The following is an 18268-nucleotide window of genomic DNA, read 5'->3' as shown; positions in this document are numbered from 1 at the left end:
ATCGTCCGATGTCGTCCGTTCGCCCGCCCTCCATCCTGTCGAACCGTTCCGAGCAGACGCTCAATGTGCTCGAATACGAGCTGCTGGCCGAAAAAGCCGCCGCCCTTGGTCGCTCCGGTGATCGTGCCGGCGAGGCACTCGCCAGGCTCAACGCCCATCACGGCGACGCCGATCAGCGCCGGGTGTTGCTCAAGGCGGCGACCGAGGCCGTCTACGCCTATTTCATCCAGCGCGAACTGTGCGGCCTGCGCAAGCATGACGACGCCATCCGCGACTACGCCATTCCGCGCGAGGTGCTGGCGCGACTCGGCGCGAGCTGAGCCTTTGGCGATGTTTTTCCGGCGCAAGGGCAGCCCGTGCCGCGGAAGCAAAAGCGCGCTCATGTCAGGGGCCGCTCAACTACCCGCAAACCCGCCGGAGGCCGCTGTTTCCGGGAGGTTTTCCACCGCTTCGCGTCATCCCCGCGACAATCTGCCCATGTGCCTAGTCGCGTCTGGACAAAAACGGCCTTCACGCATAAACCGAAGTCCAAATGCCGGAGGAATTCGCTAGCCTGGTTGCCATGCGCTGTCGGGCTTGCATCCATGAGCGGGGACAATTGCTCAGCCTCCGGTTGGAATTGAGGCAAAAGGATCAGGTCCCGTGAGCGCAACCGATACGAGCGAGCCCAATCGCCGCGATTTTCTCTACGTCGCCACCGGCATGGCCGGAGCAGTCGGCGCCGCCGCCGTGGCCTGGCCCTTCATCGACCAGATGCGCCCGGACGCATCGACGCTCGCCGCATCCTCGATCGAGGTTGACGTCTCGTCGCTGACGCCGGGCATGTCGCTGACCGTCAAGTGGCGCGGCAAGCCGGTGTTCATCCGCAACCGCACGCCCGAAGAGATCAAGGCAGCCCAGGAAGTGCCGATGGCCGATCTCAAGGATCCGGTCGCGCGCAACGCCAACATCTCTTCCGACGCCCAGGCGACCGACATCGATCGCACCGCCGGCGAAGGCAAGGAAAACTGGCTGGTCATGGTCGGCGTCTGCACCCATCTGGGCTGCGTGCCGCTCGGCCAGCAGGGCGATTTCGGTGGCTGGTTCTGCCCGTGCCACGGCTCGCACTACGATACGGCCGGCCGCATCCGTAAAGGACCGGCGCCGGAAAATCTTCATATTCCGAATTTCCAGTTTATTTCCGACACGACCATCCGGGTAGGCTGAGGCAGGGGGACTTAATTCCATGAGCGGTGGACACTCGACCTATTCGCCCAAGACCGGCATCGGCCGCTGGATCGACGCACGCATGCCGCTGCCGCGGCTGGTGCACGATTCATTCGTCTCCTACCCGGTTCCGCGCAACCTGAATTACGCCTACACCTTCGGCGGCATTCTCTCGATCATGCTGGTGGCGCAGATACTCACCGGCGTCGTGCTGGCCATGCACTATGCCAACGACACCACGCTGGCCTTCCAGTCGGTCGAAAAGATCATGCGCGACGTCAACTCCGGTTGGCTGCTCCGCTACATGCACTCCAACGGTGCGTCGTTCTTCTTCATCGCCGTCTACATCCACATCATGCGCGGTCTCTACTACGGCTCCTACAAGGCGCCGCGTGAGCTGCTCTGGATCCTCGGCTGCATCATCTACCTGCTGATGATGGCAACCGGCTTCATGGGCTACGTTCTGCCCTGGGGTCAGATGTCGTTCTGGGGCGCGACCGTCATCACCGGCTTCTTCACCGCCATTCCGCTGGTCGGCGAATGGGTCCAGCAGCTGCTGCTCGGCGGCTTCGCCGTCGACAATCCGACGCTGAACCGCTTCTTTGCGCTGCACTACCTGCTGCCGTTCATGATCGCCGGCGTCGTCGTCCTGCACGTCTGGGCGCTGCATGTCACCGGCCAGACCAACCCGACCGGCATCGAAGTGAAGTCGAAGACCGACACCGTCGCCTTCACGCCCTACGCGACCATCAAGGATGGTTTCGCCATGGTCGTGTTCCTGGCCGTGTTCGCCTACTTCATCTTCTACATCCCGAACTTCCTCGGCCACCCCGACAACTACATCCAGGCCGACTCGCTGAAGACCCCGGCGCACATCGTTCCGGAATGGTACTACCTGCCGTTCTACGCGATCCTGCGCGCCATCACGTTCAACATCGGGCCGATCGACTCCAAACTCGGTGGCGTGCTCGCCATGTTCGGTTCGATCGCGGTGCTGTTCGTCGTGCCGTGGCTCGACACCTCGAAGGTCCGTTCGGCTGTCTACCGTCCCTGGTACAAGCTGTTCTTCTGGCTCTTCGTCATCAACGCGATCTTCCTCGGCTGGCTCGGTTCGCGCCCCGCTGAAGGTGCCTACGTGATCATGTCGCAGCTGGCCACGCTCTACTACTTCGCATTCTTCCTGGTCATCATGCCGGTTCTCGGCCTGATCGAGACGCCCCGCCGCTTGCCCAACTCGATCACCGAAGCGGTGCTCGAGAAGAACAAGTCGGGTTCGGCTCATCCGGCTGGTGCGACCGCAGCGCCCGAAACCCGCGGCTGAGCCAACGAGAATCTGAAAGGGATTTTGGAATGAAAAAGATTCTCAACGGTCTGGCGGTCATCGGCTTCCTCCTCGTCGGCTCCGCCGGCGTGGCGGTCGCTGCAGAGGAAGCGAACCACGCTGCCGAGCCGACACACTTCCCGATCCACAAGCCGAAGGAAATGGACTGGACCTTCGCCGGCCCGTTCGGCACCTTCGACAAGGGCCAGCTGCAGCGCGGCCTGAAGATCTACAAGGAAGTGTGCTCGGCCTGTCACTCGATGAACCTGGTGGCGTTCCGCACGCTCGAGGACCTCGGTTACTCCGAGGCTCAGGTCAAGGCGTTTGCCGCCGAGTACGAAGTGCAGGACGGCCCGAACGGCGATGGCGAGATGTTCACCCGCAAGGCGCTGCCGGGCGATCACTTCCCGTCGCCTTTCCCGAACTCGGCGGCCGCCGCTGCCGCCAACGGTGGCGCCGCTCCGCCCGACTTCTCGCTGATCGCCAAGGCGCGCGGCGTCGAACGCGGCTTCCCGACCTTCGTCTTCGACATCTTCACCATGTATGCGTCGAACGGCCCGGACTACATCCACGCCCTGCTCACCGGCTATGACGAGCAGCCGCCGGCCGGCATGGAGATCGCCGAAGGCACGCACTACAACCCGTTCTTCGTCGGCGGCAAGTCGCTGGCCATGGCCAAGCCGCTGTCGGACGGCCAGGTGACCTATGAGGACGGTTCGCCCGAGACGGTCGAGCAGTATTCCAGGGACGTCTCGGCGTTCCTGATGTGGGCTGCCGAGCCGCACCTCGAGGCGCGCAAGCAGACCGGCTTTGCCGTCATGATCTTCCTGGTGCTGTTTGCTGGCCTCGTCTACGCCACCAAGCGCAAGGTCTGGGCCAACGTCGCCCACTGATCCGGCTTGGCCGATACGAAATCGAAGGGCGCTCGCAAGGCGCCCTTTTCTTTTGCTGCCTGAACCGTCAAAACTGCCAATGCATGGTGCTGCAGCGTCCGGAAGAGGCCGCGCAGCACCGTAGGCAACGGAGCCCCCGCCGATGAATACCTCGCTCGAACAGACGCTTCTCGGCGCTATCAGGACCATTCCGGACTACCCACGCCCGGGCGTGATGTTCCGCGACATCACCACGCTGCTCGGCAATGCGCGCGCCTTCCGCCGCACCATCGACGAACTCGTCCATCCTTATGCCGGGGCCAAGATCGACCAGGTCGCCGGCATCGAGGCGCGCGGCTTCATCCTCGGCGGCGCCATCGCGCACCAGATGTCGGCCGGCTTCGTGCCGATCCGCAAGAAGGGCAAGCTGCCGCACGAGACCGTGCGCATCGCCTACAGCCTTGAATACGGGCTCGACGAGATGGAGATGCACAAGGACGCGGTTGCGGCCGGCGAGAAGGTCATCCTCGTCGACGACCTGATCGCCACTGGCGGCACCGCGGAAGCCGCGGTCAAGCTGCTGCGCCAGATTGGTGCCGACATCGTCGCCGCCTGCTTCATCGTCGACCTGCCCGACCTTGGCGGCCGCAAGAAGCTCGAGGCGCTCGGCGTCGACGTCCGCACCCTGATCGCCTTCGAAGGCCACTGACGAGCCTCCGAGGCCGCGCTGGCGTGGAGAATGTCTCCACGCCCTTGCGGCAACGTGCCCTGTGCGCTTGGCGTCAGCCAATACCGTAGATCAGGCTCACGCGCCCGTTGGGGAGTTGCTCGATCTTCCTGAGTTCGAGCCCATGGCGACGTTCCGTGGTGGCAAAGAGCGCCTTTCCTTCACCGGCGATCAGCGGGTAGACGATGACGCGCAGCTCGTCGACCAGGCCTGCCTCGATCAGGCTTGTCGTCGTTTTGGCGCCTCCGACAAGGTAGATGTCCTTGCCGGGCTGCTGCTTGAGCGCCTTGACCTCGTCAAGTCGCCTGAGGAAGCGCGTGTTCGGCCACGACGTCGTGGTCAGGCTGTTCGACAGCACATAATGCGGGGTTTGCTTGATGAAGCCTGCCCATTCGAGCTCGGCCGGCGTCGGCGCCGTGCCGGTGATCCAGGCGGGTGTGCCCGGCTCGTTCTGTAGCGACGTCCAATAGTTCTCGTAGCCAGGATACATGCCGCCGCCGAGCAGGCAGGCATCGATCTGGGGCGTCAGGCCGTAGTCCTCCGACCACGCCTCGACCCAGTCCGCGGTACCTTCAGGTCCCTCCATCTTGCCATCGACGGAGATCTTCATTCCAGCAATCAGCTTGCGCATTTCAGCCTCCACAGCGTGCCGCCAAGGCCGACATGATCCGGCGGGACATTCAGCCATATGGTTGAATGTAGGCTGCCATGAAAAATAGTCAACCATATGGTTTAATTTTATCGCGACTGTTGCCCTCCGCCACTTGGCCATGGGTCCCCAGGTCCGGGCCTTGCTGAGGCAGGCGGCGTGGAAGTTTCGAGGCGGGGAAAGAAGATCGCACTAGGCGCCGCGGCCTCCTTGCCTCCGCCGCACGTTTGCCGCTGAAACAATCGAAACACTCCCGTGCCGCTACAGAAAAACACCTGAAATCGACGCGGCGTAGGACAGGACGTGCTGCGAGTGCGGCAGGTTCAACCGGCCAGGCGCGCCCTCTATCGCCCGGAACAAACGAGTTCCTGGCCGAGGCGCTGGCGCGTCTTGCTCCCAAACACGAGTGTTCCAAAATGCTGAAGTCAAATGCTTCGCACGAGTTTCCCGACCGGCTCCGCGCCAGCCTCATCGGCCAGGACCATCCCGGCTATGAGGCGTCGCGCGCACTTTACAACGCCATGATCGACAAGCGGCCACGCTGGATCGTGCCATGCGCCGACGTCGGCGATGTCGTCGCGGCGGTTAATCACGCCCGCGACAGGCAGCTGCTCGTCGCCATTCGCGGTGGCGGCCACAACGGCTCGGGCCTGGGCAGCTGCGACGGCGGCATGGTCATCGACATGTCGCCGATGAAACGCGTCGATATCGACCCGATCACGCGTACCGTCCGGGTCGAGGCCGGTTGCACCCAGGGCGATGTCGACCGGGCGACCAGCGGGCATGGTCTGGCGGTGCCGGCCGGCATCGTCTCGAGCACCGGCATCGCCGGGCTGACGCTTGGCGGCGGCACCGGTTATCTCACGCGCAAGCACGGCCTGACCATCGACAACCTGCTCGCAGCCGAGGTCGTGCTGGCCGATGGCAGCGTCGTCACGGCAAGCGCGGACGAACACCCCGAGCTGTTCTGGGCGCTGCGTGGCGGCGGCGGCAATTTCGGCGTGGTGACGCGCTTCACGTTTCAGGCGCATCCGGCGAAGGATGTCTATGCCGGGCCGATCTTCTACGACATCGCGCATGCCGCCGAGATCATGCGCTGGTACCGCGACTTCCTGCCAGGGGCGCCACGCGAACTCGGCATGTTCTTCGGCATGAAGACGGTGCCCTCCTGCGATCCGTTCCCGCGCGAAATCTGGGGACGGCGCATCTGCGCGCTGATCAGCTGCTACAACGGCACCGAAGAGGAAGGCATCCGGGCGATGCAGCCGATGCGTGATGCGCTGCCAGAGCCGCTGATGGACGGCATGATGACGATAGGCTTCGCCGACCTGCAGGGGCTGTTCGACCCGCTGCTGCCCAAGGGCCTGCACTGGTACTGGAAGGGCGACTATGTCGACGAGCTGTCCGACGCGGCCATCGCCGCCCATGTCGCGCACGGCTCGAAGAGCCCGAGCGAGCTGTCTCTGATGCATCTCTATCCCATCGACGGCGCGGTTCACGACGTCGCCCCCGACGCCACGGCCTGGGGCGCAAGGCGCGCCCGCTGGTCGATGGTCATCGCCGGCATCGACCCCGACCCGGCGAAGGCGCCGGAGCTGAAGCACTGGGCAAGCGCCTACTGGGCCGCGGTGCACAAGCACAATGCGCATGGCGGTGCCTACATCAACTTCATGATGGACGACGAAGGCGAGGCGCGCGTGCGTGCCGCCTATGGCGCCAATTACGAGCGACTGGTCGCCGTCAAGCGCCGCTACGACCCGGCAAACCTCTTCCGGGTCAACCACAACATCCGGCCGTAAGCCGGGGCTCTACTCAAGGGAACGCGCGGCCACACGTGGAGACGTTTTCCACGTGTGGCCGGTTTTTTTGGTCGCGCCGGCCCCTAGAAGGCACGGCCTCGCGCCCCACTTCCCGAACTACCTCCCAAGCGGGAGCGCTCTTTGACAATGGCCAGGCGCGAAAGCGAGCGTGGCGGTGAACAAGTGCGTCCCCTCTCCCGAGGGAAGGGGTCTCAGCCCACCTTCACCAGCACGGCACTGTCGAACTCGATGACCTTGTCGCCGGTAGAGTCGAACCCTTCGGAGTGGATGGTCATCATGCGCCAGCCGGGACGCGTGGCGAGCGGCCGGTGGTCGAGGCCGCGGCGGGTGAAGGTTACCGTCTCGCCGGCAAAAACCGGCTTCAGCCATTTCAGGTTCTTGAAGCCGGGCGAGGGGCCGAACTCAGGCTGCGGTCCGGGACCGTCCCAGGCGCGGCCGCGATGCGCCAAATTGAGCTTCATCCAGGCGGCGGTGGTGTGCCAGCCCGAGGCGCAAAGGCTGCCGAAGACGCTTGCCTTGGCAGCTTCCTCGTCGGTGTGGAAGGGCTGCGGGTCGTATTTCCGGGCAAAATCCTTGATCGCGTCAGCGCTGAAGTGATGGCTGCCGAGCGTGATGGTGACACCGATGCCGAGATACTCGTCGAGGGTCATTGCGCTGCCTCGCGGGTCAGGAACATGCAGGTGTTGACCAGTTCGAAGACGGGTTCGCCCTTCTGGTTGGCCAGTTCGGCGCGCCAGGTGACGAAGCCGAGCCCGGGCTTCGAGCGCGACAGGCGGCTGGACAGGATGGTCAGCTTGCCGCCCAGCACGTCGCCAGCCAGCACCGGCTTTTTCCATTTGGCGTAGTCGATGCCGGGGGCGCCTTGCGAGGTCGAGTCGAGCAGCAGCGCATCGCACAGCATGCGCATGAACATCGAGCAGGTGTGCCAGCCCGATGCCGACAGTCCGCCGAGAATGCTCGCCTTGCCGGCCTCCTCGTCGAGGTGGAAGGGCTGGGCGTCGAACTCCGAGGCGAATTCGATGACCTCTTGGGCGACGACGATCTTGGTGCCGAGGTCGATGACGACGCCCTCGCCAAGGTCCTCATATGCCCATGTCCTGGTGCTCATCGGCGATCCTGTTCAAGCTTGTACGATAACCTTGGACCGGCCCTGCGGGTCACGCAAGGCCGGTCGTCGGGCAATCATTGGCTCAGAGCCAGCCGCGGCGGCGGAACCACCAGAACGGCAGGATGGCCGAGATGACCATCAGCCCGAGCGCCATCGGATAGCCGAAGTCCCATTTCAGCTCCGGCATCAGGTCGAAGTTCATGCCGTAGATCGAGGCGACCAGCGTTGGCGGCAGGAAGACGACGGCGGCGACCGAGACGATCTTGATGATGCCGTTCTGCTCGATGTTGATCATGCCGAGCGTTGCATCGAGCAGGAAGGTGATCTTCTGCGACAGGAACGAGGCGTGGTCGGTGAGCGACAGTACGTCGCGCGACAGCGTCTTCACCCGCGCCTTGGCGTCCTTGCCATTCTTGCCCTGGGCAAGGGCATTGGCGAGAAAGCCGGACAGACGCTGCAGCGAGGTCAGGCTGTCGCGGATATTGGAGGTCAGCGACTCCTTGCGGCCGAGGTCCTTGAGTATCTGCTGGAAGCCCCGGTCGCGGCTGGATGCCTTGGTACCGGTCGGGTTGAAGATGTCCTTCGACAACAGTTCGATATCGCGAGAGACGCGCTCGAGCACGTCGGCAAGGCGATCGACGATCGCCTCCAGCAGCCCGACGAGGATCGTTTCGCCCGAGGTGCAGCCGATCGCCGCCTTCTCCGCGCGCAGCGGGAACGCCAGGAACGCCTTCGGCTCATGATAGCGGATCGTCACCAGCAGGTTGCGGCGCAACACGAAGGTCACCGGCGACATGACAGGGTCGTCGCTGTCTGCCTGCGAGGGCAAGGTGGCGGTCATGAAGTAGGCGCCGTCCTCGACATAGAGGCGGGACGAGATCTCGATCTCCTCCATCTCCTCGCGTGTCGGAACGCCAACGCCGAGCCATTGCTCGACCTCGGTCTCTTCCTGCTTGGTCGGATTGAACAGGTCGGCCCAGACAATGCTGTCCTTTTGAGCCGCAATGGTGTCTGCAAGGCGCAGACGATCGTTTTCCACGACGAATGCCTTGATCATCGCCGGTCTCCCATACTGGAGCTGATATCGTGCCCGATGCGGGCGGGGGTTGCTGGATTGCGCCGGCGGGGTGCGTGAGTGACCGGGTCGGTGCCTAGGCGCGATAGACCCGGCAGCCTGCGACGTCAAGTTGCAAATCGGCAAGATTGGCGGGATGCGCCTGGGCTCAGAAGAACTCGTCGAGCAACTGGTAGTAAGTCAGCTTCGCCTCATCCGCATCAGGCCGGCCGTAGAGCGCAAGGAACGGCGCCACCCACTCTTCGCCGAGGTTGTACTGGATGCTCCAGCAGGCGAGTGCCAGGTCCTGGTGCAGGTCGGCGACGCCAAGCCGGCTGCAATCGATGAAGCCTGAGAAACGGCCGTCATCTGCCATGAAATTCGGCATCGAAGCGTCGCCATGTGTCACGACAAGGGACTCGGCCGCCGGCCGTCGCGCCCGAAGCTCTTCGAACAGCTGCTGCGCGGTTTGACCGAGTCGCTCGTCGTCGAAGTCGTCTTCATCGACCTCGCCGGCCTCCACGCGGGCCTTGGCCACTGCGATGCGTCGCTCAAGCCTGTGATCGAACAGGCAGGCAGAGACGTCGAGGGCATGAAGCCGGCGCAGCGCGTCGGCCATGATGGCGACGGCCTTGTCGGGCGAGGTCTGTTGCGAGACGAGGTCCCGCCCGGCAACCGCGCTCATCAGCAGCCAGTTGTGACCGGCATGGGTGTCGAAGACGATGACTTCGGGGCAGGGGATGCCCTGGCTGGCCAGCCAGCGCAGCCGAACCACTTCGGCGGGCAGCTCGGCAAAATCGCTGGTCTCTTCGGTCTTGAGGAACAGTGTCGGCCTGCCGTAGGCCGCAAGCTTGAACACGCCCGCGTCCGAATGGCCGATGGTCTGCCGGTCCCAGCTGTAGCCGGCCAAAGCTTCACGCAACGACACGGGAAGATCGATTTCGAAAGAAGCGTGCTGTGTCATCTGGTCCCCAAAGCTGCGCCGGGCAGCATCACTGCTGTTCTTGCTTCGGGCGCAGATAGGTATTCGAAGTAGGGCCGTCGAGAACAATCTGGCTGATCGTGCGCAAGGCGGTCTACGTCTTGTGATGACGCCCCGCTGCTTGAAATGGACAGAGTATCGAGCCCGGTCCAGGTGCTGGATTTGGCCGTATGACGTCGCCGTCCTGGACAAACAAAAAAGGCCGGGGTGATCCCGACCTTTCTCTAGCGTCTCAACATCCAATGCCGGTACATCCGTGGTCAAAGGTGGAGACGATCTGCAATCTCCAGGCGACCGTAGCCAGGCTTGGTTAGCAAAAGGTTAATTCTTCGGCGGGACCGGAAGCCGGACGTGCAAAAGGCGGGCAACCGACGGGCTCATCCCCCCACACCAAAGAAAAAGCCCCGCGATGCGGGGCTTTTCTTGTTCGGACGCGACGGCCAGCGATCAGGTGTTGAACTTGAACAGCATCACGTCGCCGTCCTGGACGACATATTCCTTGCCTTCGTCGCGCGCCTTGCCGGCTTCCTTGGCCGGAACTTCGCCGCCAAGCGTGACGAAGTCGTTGAAGGCGATGGTCTGGGCGCGGATGAAGCCGCGTTCGAAGTCGGTGTGGATGACACCGGCCGCCTGCGGGGCCTTGGCGCCCTTGTGCACGGTCCAGGCGCGCGTCTCCTTGGGGCCGACGGTGAAGTAGGTGATCAGGTGCAACAGCTCGTAGCCGGCGCGGATCAGCTTATCGAGGCCCGGCTCGTCGAGACCGAGGTCGGCGAGGAATTCCTGGGCTTCTTCGTCGGGCAGCTGCGCCACTTCGGCTTCGATGGCAGCGGAAATGACGACGACGCCGGCGCCCTGCGCTTCGGCCATCTTCTGCACCGCCTGGGTGTGCTCGTTGCCGGCCGCAGCATCGCTTTCGGCGACGTTGCAGACATAGAGCACCGGATGCGAGGTCAGAAGGTTCAGGCCCTGCAGGATTTCGAGGTCCTCGGCAGCGATGCCCTTGAGCAGCAGGCGCGCCGGCTTGCCGTCCTGCAGCAGGGCGAGCGCCTGCTCCATCATCGGCAGGATTGTCGTCGCTTCCTTGTCCTTGCTGGCAGCGCGCTTGCGGAACTGCACGATGCGGCGCTCGAGGCTTTCGAGGTCGGCGAGCATCAACTCTGTCTCGACCGTCTCGGCGTCGGCGACAGGGTCGATGCGGCCCTCGACATGGGTGATGTCGTCGTCTTCGAAGCAGCGCAGCACGTGCACGATGGCATCGACCTCGCGGATGTTGGCGAGGAACTGGTTGCCCAGGCCTTCACCCTTCGAGGCGCCGCGCACCAGGCCGGCGATGTCGACGAAGGAGATGCGGGTCGGAATGATCTCCTTCGACTTGGCGATCGAAGCGAGCTGCTTGAGGCGCGGATCGGGAACCGCGACCTCGCCGGTGTTCGGCTCGATGGTGCAGAACGGGTAGTTGGCCGCCTGGGCGGCAGCCGTGCGCGTCAGCGCGTTGAAAAGCGTCGATTTGCCAACGTTGGGCAGGCCGACGATGCCGCATTTGAAACCCATGGTCTTCTGGTCCTATCGGGAAATCGGAATTTGCTCAGGGCTATGGGCGATAGGGCCTAAGATCGTCAAGTCTTTCAGCGTCGCACGCGGTATTGCGCATGCACTGCGCCGTTGGCCAACGGCTTTGCAAAGGCGAGATCGAGCCAGCGATCGGCCTGCTTGCCGCCGAAAGCCTGCAAGCCCGCGCCGAGGATTATGGGGATGGTGCCGATCTCGATCGTGTCGAGCAGGCCGGCATCCATGAACTGGCGGGCCAAGTCGCCGCCGCCGAGCAACCAGATACGGCCTTTGGCGCCGCGCGCGCGAAGATTGGCAAGCATTTCGGCTGGCGTGCCGGCCATTGCCTCTGCGTTTTCGGGCAGGTTGTCGAGCGGGCGCGAGGTGGCAACCAGGCAAGGGTATCGGGCGTAGGCCCATTCCGGTTCGCGGCGGACGACATCATAGGTCGCGCGGCCCATGACGATGCCGCTCAGCGACGCCATGAAGCCGGAAAAGTCGTAGTCGTCGTCAGGTGGAAAGTTGTCGAGCCAGTCAAACGTGCCGTCTTTACGGGCAATGAAGCCGTCAAGCGACATCGCGAACATGTAGATAACGTCAATGCCCGAAGAGACCATCGGAGCCGTTCCTTGTTGCCAAAGAAGGTTTCCTACCATGGGGCCTGTCGGACTTATGTCAGGAGCCTTCAACGAGCGCACAAGGCATTAGATGGCACGTGTCAGTCCGGATCCTTGTCGTAGGCCTTGGTTCCCGGAGGCAGGACGACCCAGGAATGGCGGCGGCAGTCGTAGACGGAGTCCTCGGGTGGAGGAAAATGCGGATCGGCGAATGCGCCGACCGCCACTGCCACAAACGCGCTTTCGGCACCAGCTTCGGTGTGGAACAGGTTCGTGCCGCAGACCGGGCAGAACCTGAAGGTGTAGCGTGAGCCTCTGTCGCCAAGGCGCAGGTATTCGGTTGCCGTGCCTGTTACCTTGTAGGGCGGGGCGAAGGCGGCCAGGGCGGCGAAGACGCTGCCGGTGCGACGCTGGCAGGCAAGGCAGTGGCAGACACCGACGCCCAGCGGTGCGCCCCCGACCTCGATGTTCAACTGGCCGCAGGAGCAGGATGCAGTTTTCGTTTGCATGGTGACACCTCGCCGGACGGTTGCGTCGGAGTGCGGGGGCATTGCGCGCATTATCGAACGAACGCAGGCGAATGTCTTTGCGGGTCTTCAGTCCTTGCCGAACAGCTTTTTCAGCATTGCGGCCATCGGCCCGCTCTCAGGAATCTTGACCGAAGCCTGCGGCGTGCGAGCCTGGCGGATGTGGCTCTGGGACTTGGGCGCCTGCGGCTTTGGTGCCTTGGCCGGCAGGGTGTCGTTCGCGCCGGTGGGCTGAAGCTTGTCGCGCAGGCCGACAGTCACCTTGTTCATGAAGCCGTTGTCGTCGCCCTTGGTCAGCAGATCACAGCTGTCGGCAACGAGGTCGAGCAGCGCCTCCAGCCATTCCTTGTCGGCCTTGGCGAAATCGCCGAGCACATGGCCGTGGACCATTTCCTTGACGCCGGGATGGCCGATGCCGATGCGGACGCGCCTGTAGTCCTTGGCGATATGCTGGTCGATCGAGCGGATGCCGTTGTGGCCGCCAGCGCCGCCGCCAATCTTGACGCGCACCTTGCCGGCGACGAGGTCGAGCTCGTCGTAGAAGACCGACAGCGCAGACGGTTCGAGCTTGTAAAAGCGCAGGGCTTCACCGACCGACTGGCCGGACAGGTTCATGAAGGTCTGCGGCTTGAGAAGGATGACTTTTTCGCCGCCAATGTTGCCCTCTGATATCAAGCCCTTGAACTTTTTCGTCCAGGGCGAAAACGAATGGCGGCGGGCAATTGCGTCCGCCGCCATGTAGCCGACATTGTGCCGGTTGTTTGCATATTGCGCACCCGGATTGCCGAGACCTGCAAAGAGCAGCATGTTCGGGTCCTCCGGGTATGCAGTCGATTATGCCTCGGGGGCAGCCTCGGTGGTTGCGCCTTCTTCCGACTTCGAAGCCGAAGTGCCGGCAATCGTTGCGATGGTGAAATCGCGGTCGGAGATGACAGGCTTCGCGCCCTTCGGCAGCTTGACGGCCGAGATGTGGATCGAATCGCCGATGTCGGTGCCGTCGAGGTCGACGGTGAGGAATTCGGGGATCGCGTTGGCCGGGCAGTGCAGCTCGACTTCGTGACGGACGATGTTCAGCGTGCCGCCGCGCTTGATGCCAGGCGACTTCTCTTCATTGATGAAGTGAACCGGAACCTGGACGTTGACTTCGGTGTTTGCGCCGACGCGCAGGAAGTCGACGTGCATCGGGAAGTCACGGACCGGATCGAGCTGATAGTCCTTCGGCAGGACCTGGATCTTCTTGCCGCCGACGTCGATCGTCGCCACGGTGGTCAGGAAGCCGCCGCCATGGATCTTGTAGAAGATGTCCTTGTAGGACAGGGCGATGGCCAGGGGAGGCTGCTTGTCGCCGTAAATAACTGCAGGCACTTTACCGTTGCGACGAACTTCACGGGCGGACCCCTTACCGACCAGTTCGCGTGCTTCGGCCTTGAGCTCGTATGTTTCGCTCATGGCATTTCCTTTCGGTTGTATGGAGCGCCTACGGCGGGCATGAAGCCTGATCCGTAAACGTCGAAAGCCGCCGGGTGAGGCGGCCTTCCGCCGCGTTGCCTCCAAGGGTGTCTACGCGGGTGGCGGCTCTATATCCGAAGGTGGCAAAAAGTGCAACCGCCGGGGCTTTGCGGAGGCTGGCTCCGTCTTGGCTTTGCCGTGGCCGCTCGCATATGTGAGGCTATCCCTGTATCACGCCGGCCTGAAACATCCAGGACCTGCCAATACGCCCATGCAAGATCTTCTCCCGCTCCATCTGCCGACCGCCACCATCCTGGTGCTTGTCGTGGCCGCATTCATTGCCGGCTGCGCGCGCGGCTTCTCGGGCTTCGGCGGGGCGCTGATCTTCGTGCCGGTGGCTAGCGCGCTGATCGGAGCCAAGCTTGCGGTGCCGCTGCTGCTGATCGTCGATCTTGTGCTGACGCCCGGGCTCATTCCCAATGCGTGGCGAGGTGCCGATCGTGCCAATGTCGGCGTCATGGCGCTCGGAGCAGCCCTCGGCGTGCCCACCGGCACTTATCTTCTCACCCATGTCGACGGCGTGATGATCCGCTGGGCGATCGTTGCCATTGTCGTTGCGCTGCTTGCGCTGCTGATGTCGGGCTGGCGCTACCATGGCCGCCCGCGTGCCAGCTTGACGGCTGCCGTCGGCATGACCTCTGGGCTGTTTTCGGGTGCTGCCCAGGTCGGCGGGCCGCCCGTCGTCGCCTACTGGCTTGGCGGGGCGATCCCGCCGCTGACGGTACGGGCCAACATCGTGCTCTATTTCGCCATATCGAGCGTGCTGTCGATTTCGAGCTACCTTGTCGCCGGACTGCTGACCTGGGAGACGGTGGGCCTGTCGCTGACCATCGGGCCGACTTTCGCGATTGGCCTGTATATCGGCTCGCGCCTGTTCAGCCGGGCCAACGAGGCGACCTTCCGGCGCATCTGCTACGGCCTGATCGCGACAGCGGCGATCATTGGCCTGCCGGCGCTCGATGGTGTGCTGAGGTGATTGAACCGGCCGCCGCTTTCAAATAGACTTCACATATCGGGGGCATGGTGGACTCCCCGTGAGGCCAGGTGGCCCAAGTTCCGCCTTCGCTTGATATGCGGAGGAAAGACCATGCCCAGGATGATCTCGCCCCAACAACTGATCCCGCTTCTCGGTACCGACAGGTGCCCATTGATCGTCGACGTGCGCAGGGCCGCAGCCTTTGCGGTGGCGCCGACGCGTATTCCCGGCGCGCTCTGGCGCGATCACACGAAGGCGGCCGAATGGTTGCGGCAACTGCCGGCCGGCCGCCAACTCGTCGTCTACTGCGCCCACGGCCACAATGTCAGCGAGATCGCGGCAGCCCTTCTGACTGCCGAGGGGGCTTACGTCTCCATGCTCGAAGGCGGCATCGACGCGTGGATTGCCGCTGGAGGGCCGCTTGTGGCTCGCGAGGCGCCGGGACTTGAGCCCGGCTTGCCGGTGCCGAGCGTGTGGGTGACGCGGTCGCGGCCGAAGATCGACCGCATTGCCTGCCCTTGGCTGATCCGGCGGTTCATTGATCCGCTTGCGGTGTTTCACTTCGTCTCGGCCGAGTGGGTCAAGGACGTCGCCGACGAGATCGGCGCCATCCCTTACGACATCAAGGACGTGCATTATTCGCATCGCGGCGAGCAGTGCACCTTCGACACGCTGATTTCGGAATTCGGGCTGACCGATCCAGCACTGCTGCATCTTGCCCGCATCGTGCGCGGCGCTGATACAGCCCAGCTCGACCTGGAGCCACAGGCGGCGGGGTTGCTCGCGATATCGCTCGGCCTGTCGGCGATCGAGGACGACGACCTCGCGCAACTGGAAAAGGGCATGACGATCTACGACGCGTTGTATGGCTGGTGCCGGTACGCTACCTCGGAAACTCACAACTGGCCGGCAAAGGCGATCTGACATGGACACGACGCCCTTCAGGGCTGCGCCACCTTCATTCGGGGAGGCGACACGGACCTTCGCCAAGATCGGCCTTTTGTCGTTCGGCGGGCCGGCCGGCCAGATCGCGCTGATGCACAAGATCCTCGTCGACGAGAAGCGCTGGCTCGACGAGCCGCGTTTCCTGCATGCGCTCAACTACTGCATGTTGTTGCCCGGACCTGAGGCGATGCAGCTTGCCACTTATTCCGGCTGGCTCATGCACGGCGTCAGGGGTGGGCTGGTGGCCGGGCTGTTGTTCGTGCTGCCCGGCGCGCTCGTCATCACCGCGTTGTCGGCGATCTACCTGAGCGTCGGCCACGTCACTTTGGTGCAGGGGCTGCTGTTCGGCCTCAAGGCGGCGGTGCTGGCCGTCGTGCTCGAGGCGCTGATCAAGGTGTCGAAGCGCGCGCTGAAGAACGGCAGCATGGTCATCCTTGCCATCGCTGCCTTCGTCGCCATCGCCTTCCTCAAGCTGCCGTTCCCGCTGATCATCGCGGTCGCGGCGATGTCAGGCGCGCTGATGCACCTGTTCGGGGCCAGCCGGAGCAAGGCGTTGGCGGAAGCCGAGCCGGAGATCGCCTATGACATGCCGGAATGGACGAAGCCAAGCGTAGCGCGGTTCTTCACGACACTCGCCGTCTGGCTGGCGATCTGGTTCGTGCCGCTGATCGCCTTGTGGCAGTTGCTTGGACCCGGACACGTCTTCACCGCCGAAGCGACGTTCTTTTCCAAGATGGCGGCGGTGACCTTCGGCGGCGCCTATGCGGTGCTCGCCTATGTCGCGCAGCAGGCGGTCGAGGTGCATGGCTGGCTGAAGCCGGACGAAATGCTGACCGGCCTCGGCCTCGCCGAAACGACGCCGGGACCGCTGATCCTGGTGCTGGTCTTCGTCGGTTTCCTCGGTGGTGCCAGGCTCTCGTCCTTGGCCCCGCTCACCGGTGGCGTCGCCGGAGCCGCAGTCACGCTGTGGTTCACCTTCGTGCCGTGCTTCCTGTGGATCTTCGTCGGCGCACCCTATGTCGAGACCGTCCGCAACGTGAGCTGGCTGGCAAGCGCATTGTCCGCAGTTACCGCCGCCGTCGTCGGCATCATCGCCAACCTTGCGGTGTGGTTTGCGCTGCACGTTCTGTTCGGCAATGTCGGGGAGGTCAATTGGGGCCCGTTCGTGCTGCCGGTGCTGGATTTCGGCAGTTTCGACTGGCTTGCGGCGACCATCGCCATTGCTGCGGGCGTGGCGCTGATCCGCTTCCACGCCAACATGATCGCAGTCCTCGCCGTCTCGGCGCTTGCCGGCATGGCGTGGCAGCTGTCCTGAACGGCACGGGCTGCAACGAAAAGCCCCGCCTCGGATGACCGGGCGGGGCTTGAAATGGTCTGCTCGGGAAGAAAGCTCAGTCGAACAGGCTCGACACCGATTCTTCGGTTGCGGTGCGCGAGATCGCTTCGCCGATCAGGTCGCCGATCGAGACGACGCGGATGTTATGCGCGTCCATCACTGCCTGGGTCGGCTGGATCGAGTCGGTGATGACCAGTTCCTGCAGCTGCGAGCCGGCGATGCGGGCGGCGGCACCGCCCGAAAGCACGCCATGGGTGATGTAGGCGGTGACTGACGTGGCGCCCTTGGCGAGCAGCGCGTCGGCTGCGTTGCACAGCGTGCCGCCGGAATCGACGATGTCGTCGATGAGCAGGCAGTCCTTGCCGTGCACTTCACCGATGACGTTCATCACCTCGGATTCACCGGGGCGCTCGCGGCGCTTGTCGACGATGGCGAGCTGCGCGTCGATGCGCTTGGCCAGCGCACGGGCGCGAACCACGCCGCCGACGTCGGGCGAAACCACCATGACGTTGTTGAGCTGCTTGTACTTGGCCTTGACGTCGCGGGCCATGACCGGAACCGAGAACAGATTGTCGGTCGGGATATCGAAGAAGCCCTGGATCTGGCCGGCATGCAGGTCGAGCGTCAAGACGCGGTTGGCGCCGGCACGCGCGATCATGTTGGCGACGAGCTTGGCCGAGATCGGCGTGCGGCCCGAAGCGCGGCGATCCTGCCGGGCGTAACCGAAATAAGGAATGACCGCCGTGATGCGCCGTGCCGACGAACGCATGAAGGCGTCGATCATGATGAGCAGTTCCATCAGGTGATCATTGGTCGGGAAGGCGGTCGACTGGAGGATGAAGACGTCCTCGCCGCGCACGTTCTCCTGGATCTCGACGAAGATTTCCTGGTCGGCGAAGCGCCTGACGCTGGCCTTGCCCAGGGGAATGTTGAGATAGCGCGCGACCGCTTCTGCTAGCACCCGGTTGGAATTGCCCGCGAAGAGTTTCATGTACCGATCCTGGTAGAGATTATGAGCGGGCTTTTAGCGGTCCTTGCCGCTATTGCAAGCGGACTCGCCGCTGAATCCCA

Annotated in this window: 20 protein-coding genes; 9 read left to right on the top strand and 11 right to left on the bottom strand. The window is 63.7% G+C overall.

Annotation, left to right across the window (positions count from 1 at the left end; translation table 11 throughout):
- Positions 1 to 8 precede the first annotated feature (8 nt).
- The 5 genes from J1C56_RS13295 (at position 9) to J1C56_RS13275 (ending at position 4108) form a co-directional block, all read left to right on the top strand.
- Positions 9 to 320 (top strand): DUF6665 family protein, encoded by a 312-nt coding sequence (locus J1C56_RS13295; RefSeq protein WP_214389845.1) that lies wholly within the window; start codon positions 9 to 11, stop codon positions 318 to 320.
- A gap of 322 nt (positions 321 to 642) precedes the next feature.
- Positions 643 to 1206: a ubiquinol-cytochrome c reductase iron-sulfur subunit gene (petA, locus tag J1C56_RS13290; protein ID WP_214389843.1), complete on the top strand. Its 564-nt coding sequence runs from the start codon at positions 643 to 645 to the stop codon at positions 1204 to 1206.
- Positions 1207 to 1225: 19 nt separating this feature from the next.
- Complete coding sequence (locus J1C56_RS13285) at positions 1226 to 2527, top strand: cytochrome b (RefSeq protein ID WP_214389841.1); 1302 nt, start codon at positions 1226 to 1228, stop codon at positions 2525 to 2527.
- Positions 2528 to 2556: 29 nt separating this feature from the next.
- Positions 2557 to 3420, top strand: coding sequence for a cytochrome c1 (locus J1C56_RS13280; protein ID WP_214389839.1), 864 nt, complete (start codon positions 2557 to 2559; stop codon positions 3418 to 3420).
- A 142-nt stretch (positions 3421 to 3562) separates the two neighbouring features.
- A complete protein-coding gene (locus tag J1C56_RS13275) occupies positions 3563 to 4108 on the top strand; it encodes an adenine phosphoribosyltransferase (protein ID WP_214389837.1) in 546 nt (181 codons plus the stop codon).
- A gap of 73 nt (positions 4109 to 4181) precedes the next feature.
- Here J1C56_RS13275 and J1C56_RS13270 read toward each other — a convergent pair whose 3' ends face one another.
- Entirely contained in the window at positions 4182 to 4757 is a 576-nt protein-coding gene (locus tag J1C56_RS13270) for a dihydrofolate reductase family protein (protein ID WP_214389835.1), read from the bottom strand.
- Between the two features lie 434 nt (positions 4758 to 5191).
- Here J1C56_RS13270 and J1C56_RS13265 point away from each other — a divergent pair, with 434 nt between their 5' ends.
- Positions 5192 to 6574, top strand: coding sequence for an FAD-binding oxidoreductase (locus J1C56_RS13265; protein ID WP_214389833.1), 1383 nt, complete (start codon positions 5192 to 5194; stop codon positions 6572 to 6574).
- A gap of 212 nt (positions 6575 to 6786) precedes the next feature.
- Here the strand turns inward: J1C56_RS13265 and J1C56_RS13260 are convergent, their stop codons facing one another.
- The 9 genes from J1C56_RS13260 to J1C56_RS13220 form a co-directional block, all read right to left on the bottom strand.
- On the bottom strand, positions 6787 to 7245 hold the full coding sequence (locus J1C56_RS13260; protein ID WP_214389831.1) for a MaoC family dehydratase: 459 nt from the start codon (positions 7243 to 7245) through the stop codon (positions 6787 to 6789).
- Positions 7242 to 7703: a MaoC family dehydratase gene (locus J1C56_RS13255; protein WP_214389829.1), complete on the bottom strand. Its 462-nt coding sequence runs from the start codon at positions 7701 to 7703 to the stop codon at positions 7242 to 7244. The genes J1C56_RS13260 and J1C56_RS13255 overlap by 4 nt, the downstream gene beginning before the upstream one ends.
- A gap of 82 nt (positions 7704 to 7785) precedes the next feature.
- On the bottom strand, positions 7786 to 8760 hold the full coding sequence (gene corA, locus J1C56_RS13250) for a magnesium/cobalt transporter CorA (protein WP_214389827.1): 975 nt from the start codon (positions 8758 to 8760) through the stop codon (positions 7786 to 7788).
- 166 nt (positions 8761 to 8926) lie between these two features.
- Positions 8927 to 9721, bottom strand: a complete 795-nt coding sequence (locus J1C56_RS13245) for an APH(3')-II family aminoglycoside O-phosphotransferase (protein ID WP_214389825.1) — start codon at positions 9719 to 9721, stop codon at positions 8927 to 8929.
- A 465-nt stretch (positions 9722 to 10186) separates the two neighbouring features.
- Positions 10187 to 11290 (bottom strand): redox-regulated ATPase YchF, encoded by a 1104-nt coding sequence (ychF, locus tag J1C56_RS13240; protein WP_214389823.1) that lies wholly within the window; start codon positions 11288 to 11290, stop codon positions 10187 to 10189.
- A gap of 74 nt (positions 11291 to 11364) precedes the next feature.
- Positions 11365 to 11904 carry a dihydrofolate reductase family protein gene (locus J1C56_RS13235; RefSeq protein WP_214389821.1) on the bottom strand — a complete coding sequence of 180 codons (540 nt, stop codon included), beginning with the start codon at positions 11902 to 11904 and terminating at the stop codon, positions 11365 to 11367.
- Positions 11905 to 12005: 101 nt separating this feature from the next.
- Complete coding sequence (locus tag J1C56_RS13230; RefSeq protein WP_214389819.1) at positions 12006 to 12413, bottom strand: GFA family protein; 408 nt, start codon at positions 12411 to 12413, stop codon at positions 12006 to 12008.
- Between the two features lie 87 nt (positions 12414 to 12500).
- Complete coding sequence (pth, locus tag J1C56_RS13225; RefSeq protein ID WP_214389817.1) at positions 12501 to 13238, bottom strand: aminoacyl-tRNA hydrolase; 738 nt, start codon at positions 13236 to 13238, stop codon at positions 12501 to 12503.
- A 27-nt stretch (positions 13239 to 13265) separates the two neighbouring features.
- Entirely contained in the window at positions 13266 to 13880 is a 615-nt protein-coding gene (locus tag J1C56_RS13220; RefSeq protein ID WP_214389815.1) for a 50S ribosomal protein L25/general stress protein Ctc, read from the bottom strand.
- Between the two features lie 271 nt (positions 13881 to 14151).
- On the opposite strand from J1C56_RS13220, the gene J1C56_RS13215 reads away from it, so the two are divergent.
- From J1C56_RS13215 to chrA, 3 genes are all read left to right on the top strand, one after another.
- Positions 14152 to 14916 carry a sulfite exporter TauE/SafE family protein gene (locus J1C56_RS13215; protein WP_214389813.1) on the top strand — a complete coding sequence of 255 codons (765 nt, stop codon included), beginning with the start codon at positions 14152 to 14154 and terminating at the stop codon, positions 14914 to 14916.
- A 120-nt stretch (positions 14917 to 15036) separates the two neighbouring features.
- A complete protein-coding gene (locus tag J1C56_RS13210; RefSeq protein ID WP_420797390.1) occupies positions 15037 to 15840 on the top strand; it encodes a chromate resistance protein ChrB domain-containing protein in 804 nt (267 codons plus the stop codon).
- 1 nt (position 15841) lies between these two features.
- Positions 15842 to 17176, top strand: a complete 1335-nt coding sequence (gene chrA, locus J1C56_RS13205; protein ID WP_214389809.1) for a chromate efflux transporter — start codon at positions 15842 to 15844, stop codon at positions 17174 to 17176.
- A gap of 76 nt (positions 17177 to 17252) precedes the next feature.
- Here the strand turns inward: chrA and J1C56_RS13200 are convergent, their stop codons facing one another.
- Positions 17253 to 18188, bottom strand: a complete 936-nt coding sequence (locus J1C56_RS13200) for a ribose-phosphate pyrophosphokinase (RefSeq protein WP_214389807.1) — start codon at positions 18186 to 18188, stop codon at positions 17253 to 17255.
- Positions 18189 to 18268 lie beyond the last annotated feature (80 nt).

Source organism: Aminobacter anthyllidis (assembly GCF_018555685.1).
GTDB classification, from domain to species: domain Bacteria; phylum Pseudomonadota; class Alphaproteobacteria; order Rhizobiales; family Rhizobiaceae; genus Aminobacter; species Aminobacter anthyllidis.
This window is presented reverse-complemented; position numbering and strand designations above follow the sequence as displayed.

Excerpts from the sequence above, each read along its gene's own strand:
- ychF (WP_214389823.1), bottom strand. The coding sequence starts at position 11,290 with ATGGGTTTCAAATGCGGCATCGTCGGCCTGCCCAACGTTGGCAAATCG.
- pth (WP_214389817.1), bottom strand. The coding sequence starts at position 13,238 with ATGCTGCTCTTTGCAGGTCTCGGCAATCCGGGTGCGCAATATGCAAAC.
- J1C56_RS13215 (WP_214389813.1), top strand. The coding sequence starts at position 14,152 with ATGCAAGATCTTCTCCCGCTCCATCTGCCGACCGCCACCATCCTGGTG.
- J1C56_RS13255 (WP_214389829.1), bottom strand. The coding sequence starts at position 7,703 with ATGAGCACCAGGACATGGGCATATGAGGACCTTGGCGAGGGCGTCGTC.
- J1C56_RS13260 (WP_214389831.1), bottom strand. The coding sequence starts at position 7,245 with ATGACCCTCGACGAGTATCTCGGCATCGGTGTCACCATCACGCTCGGC.
- J1C56_RS13275 (WP_214389837.1), top strand. The coding sequence starts at position 3,563 with ATGAATACCTCGCTCGAACAGACGCTTCTCGGCGCTATCAGGACCATT.
- chrA (WP_214389809.1), top strand. The coding sequence starts at position 15,842 with ATGGACACGACGCCCTTCAGGGCTGCGCCACCTTCATTCGGGGAGGCG.
- J1C56_RS13220 (WP_214389815.1), bottom strand. The coding sequence starts at position 13,880 with ATGAGCGAAACATACGAGCTCAAGGCCGAAGCACGCGAACTGGTCGGT.
- J1C56_RS13270 (WP_214389835.1), bottom strand. The coding sequence starts at position 4,757 with ATGCGCAAGCTGATTGCTGGAATGAAGATCTCCGTCGATGGCAAGATG.
- J1C56_RS13230 (WP_214389819.1), bottom strand. The coding sequence starts at position 12,413 with ATGCAAACGAAAACTGCATCCTGCTCCTGCGGCCAGTTGAACATCGAG.
- corA (WP_214389827.1), bottom strand. The coding sequence starts at position 8,760 with ATGATCAAGGCATTCGTCGTGGAAAACGATCGTCTGCGCCTTGCAGAC.
- J1C56_RS13285 (WP_214389841.1), top strand. The coding sequence starts at position 1,226 with ATGAGCGGTGGACACTCGACCTATTCGCCCAAGACCGGCATCGGCCGC.
- J1C56_RS13280 (WP_214389839.1), top strand. The coding sequence starts at position 2,557 with ATGAAAAAGATTCTCAACGGTCTGGCGGTCATCGGCTTCCTCCTCGTC.
- J1C56_RS13295 (WP_214389845.1), top strand. The coding sequence starts at position 9 with ATGTCGTCCGTTCGCCCGCCCTCCATCCTGTCGAACCGTTCCGAGCAG.
- J1C56_RS13200 (WP_214389807.1), bottom strand. The coding sequence starts at position 18,188 with ATGAAACTCTTCGCGGGCAATTCCAACCGGGTGCTAGCAGAAGCGGTC.
- J1C56_RS13245 (WP_214389825.1), bottom strand. The coding sequence starts at position 9,721 with ATGACACAGCACGCTTCTTTCGAAATCGATCTTCCCGTGTCGTTGCGT.
- J1C56_RS13210 (WP_420797390.1), top strand. The coding sequence starts at position 15,037 with ATGATCTCGCCCCAACAACTGATCCCGCTTCTCGGTACCGACAGGTGC.
- J1C56_RS13265 (WP_214389833.1), top strand. The coding sequence starts at position 5,192 with ATGCTGAAGTCAAATGCTTCGCACGAGTTTCCCGACCGGCTCCGCGCC.
- J1C56_RS13235 (WP_214389821.1), bottom strand. The coding sequence starts at position 11,904 with ATGGTCTCTTCGGGCATTGACGTTATCTACATGTTCGCGATGTCGCTT.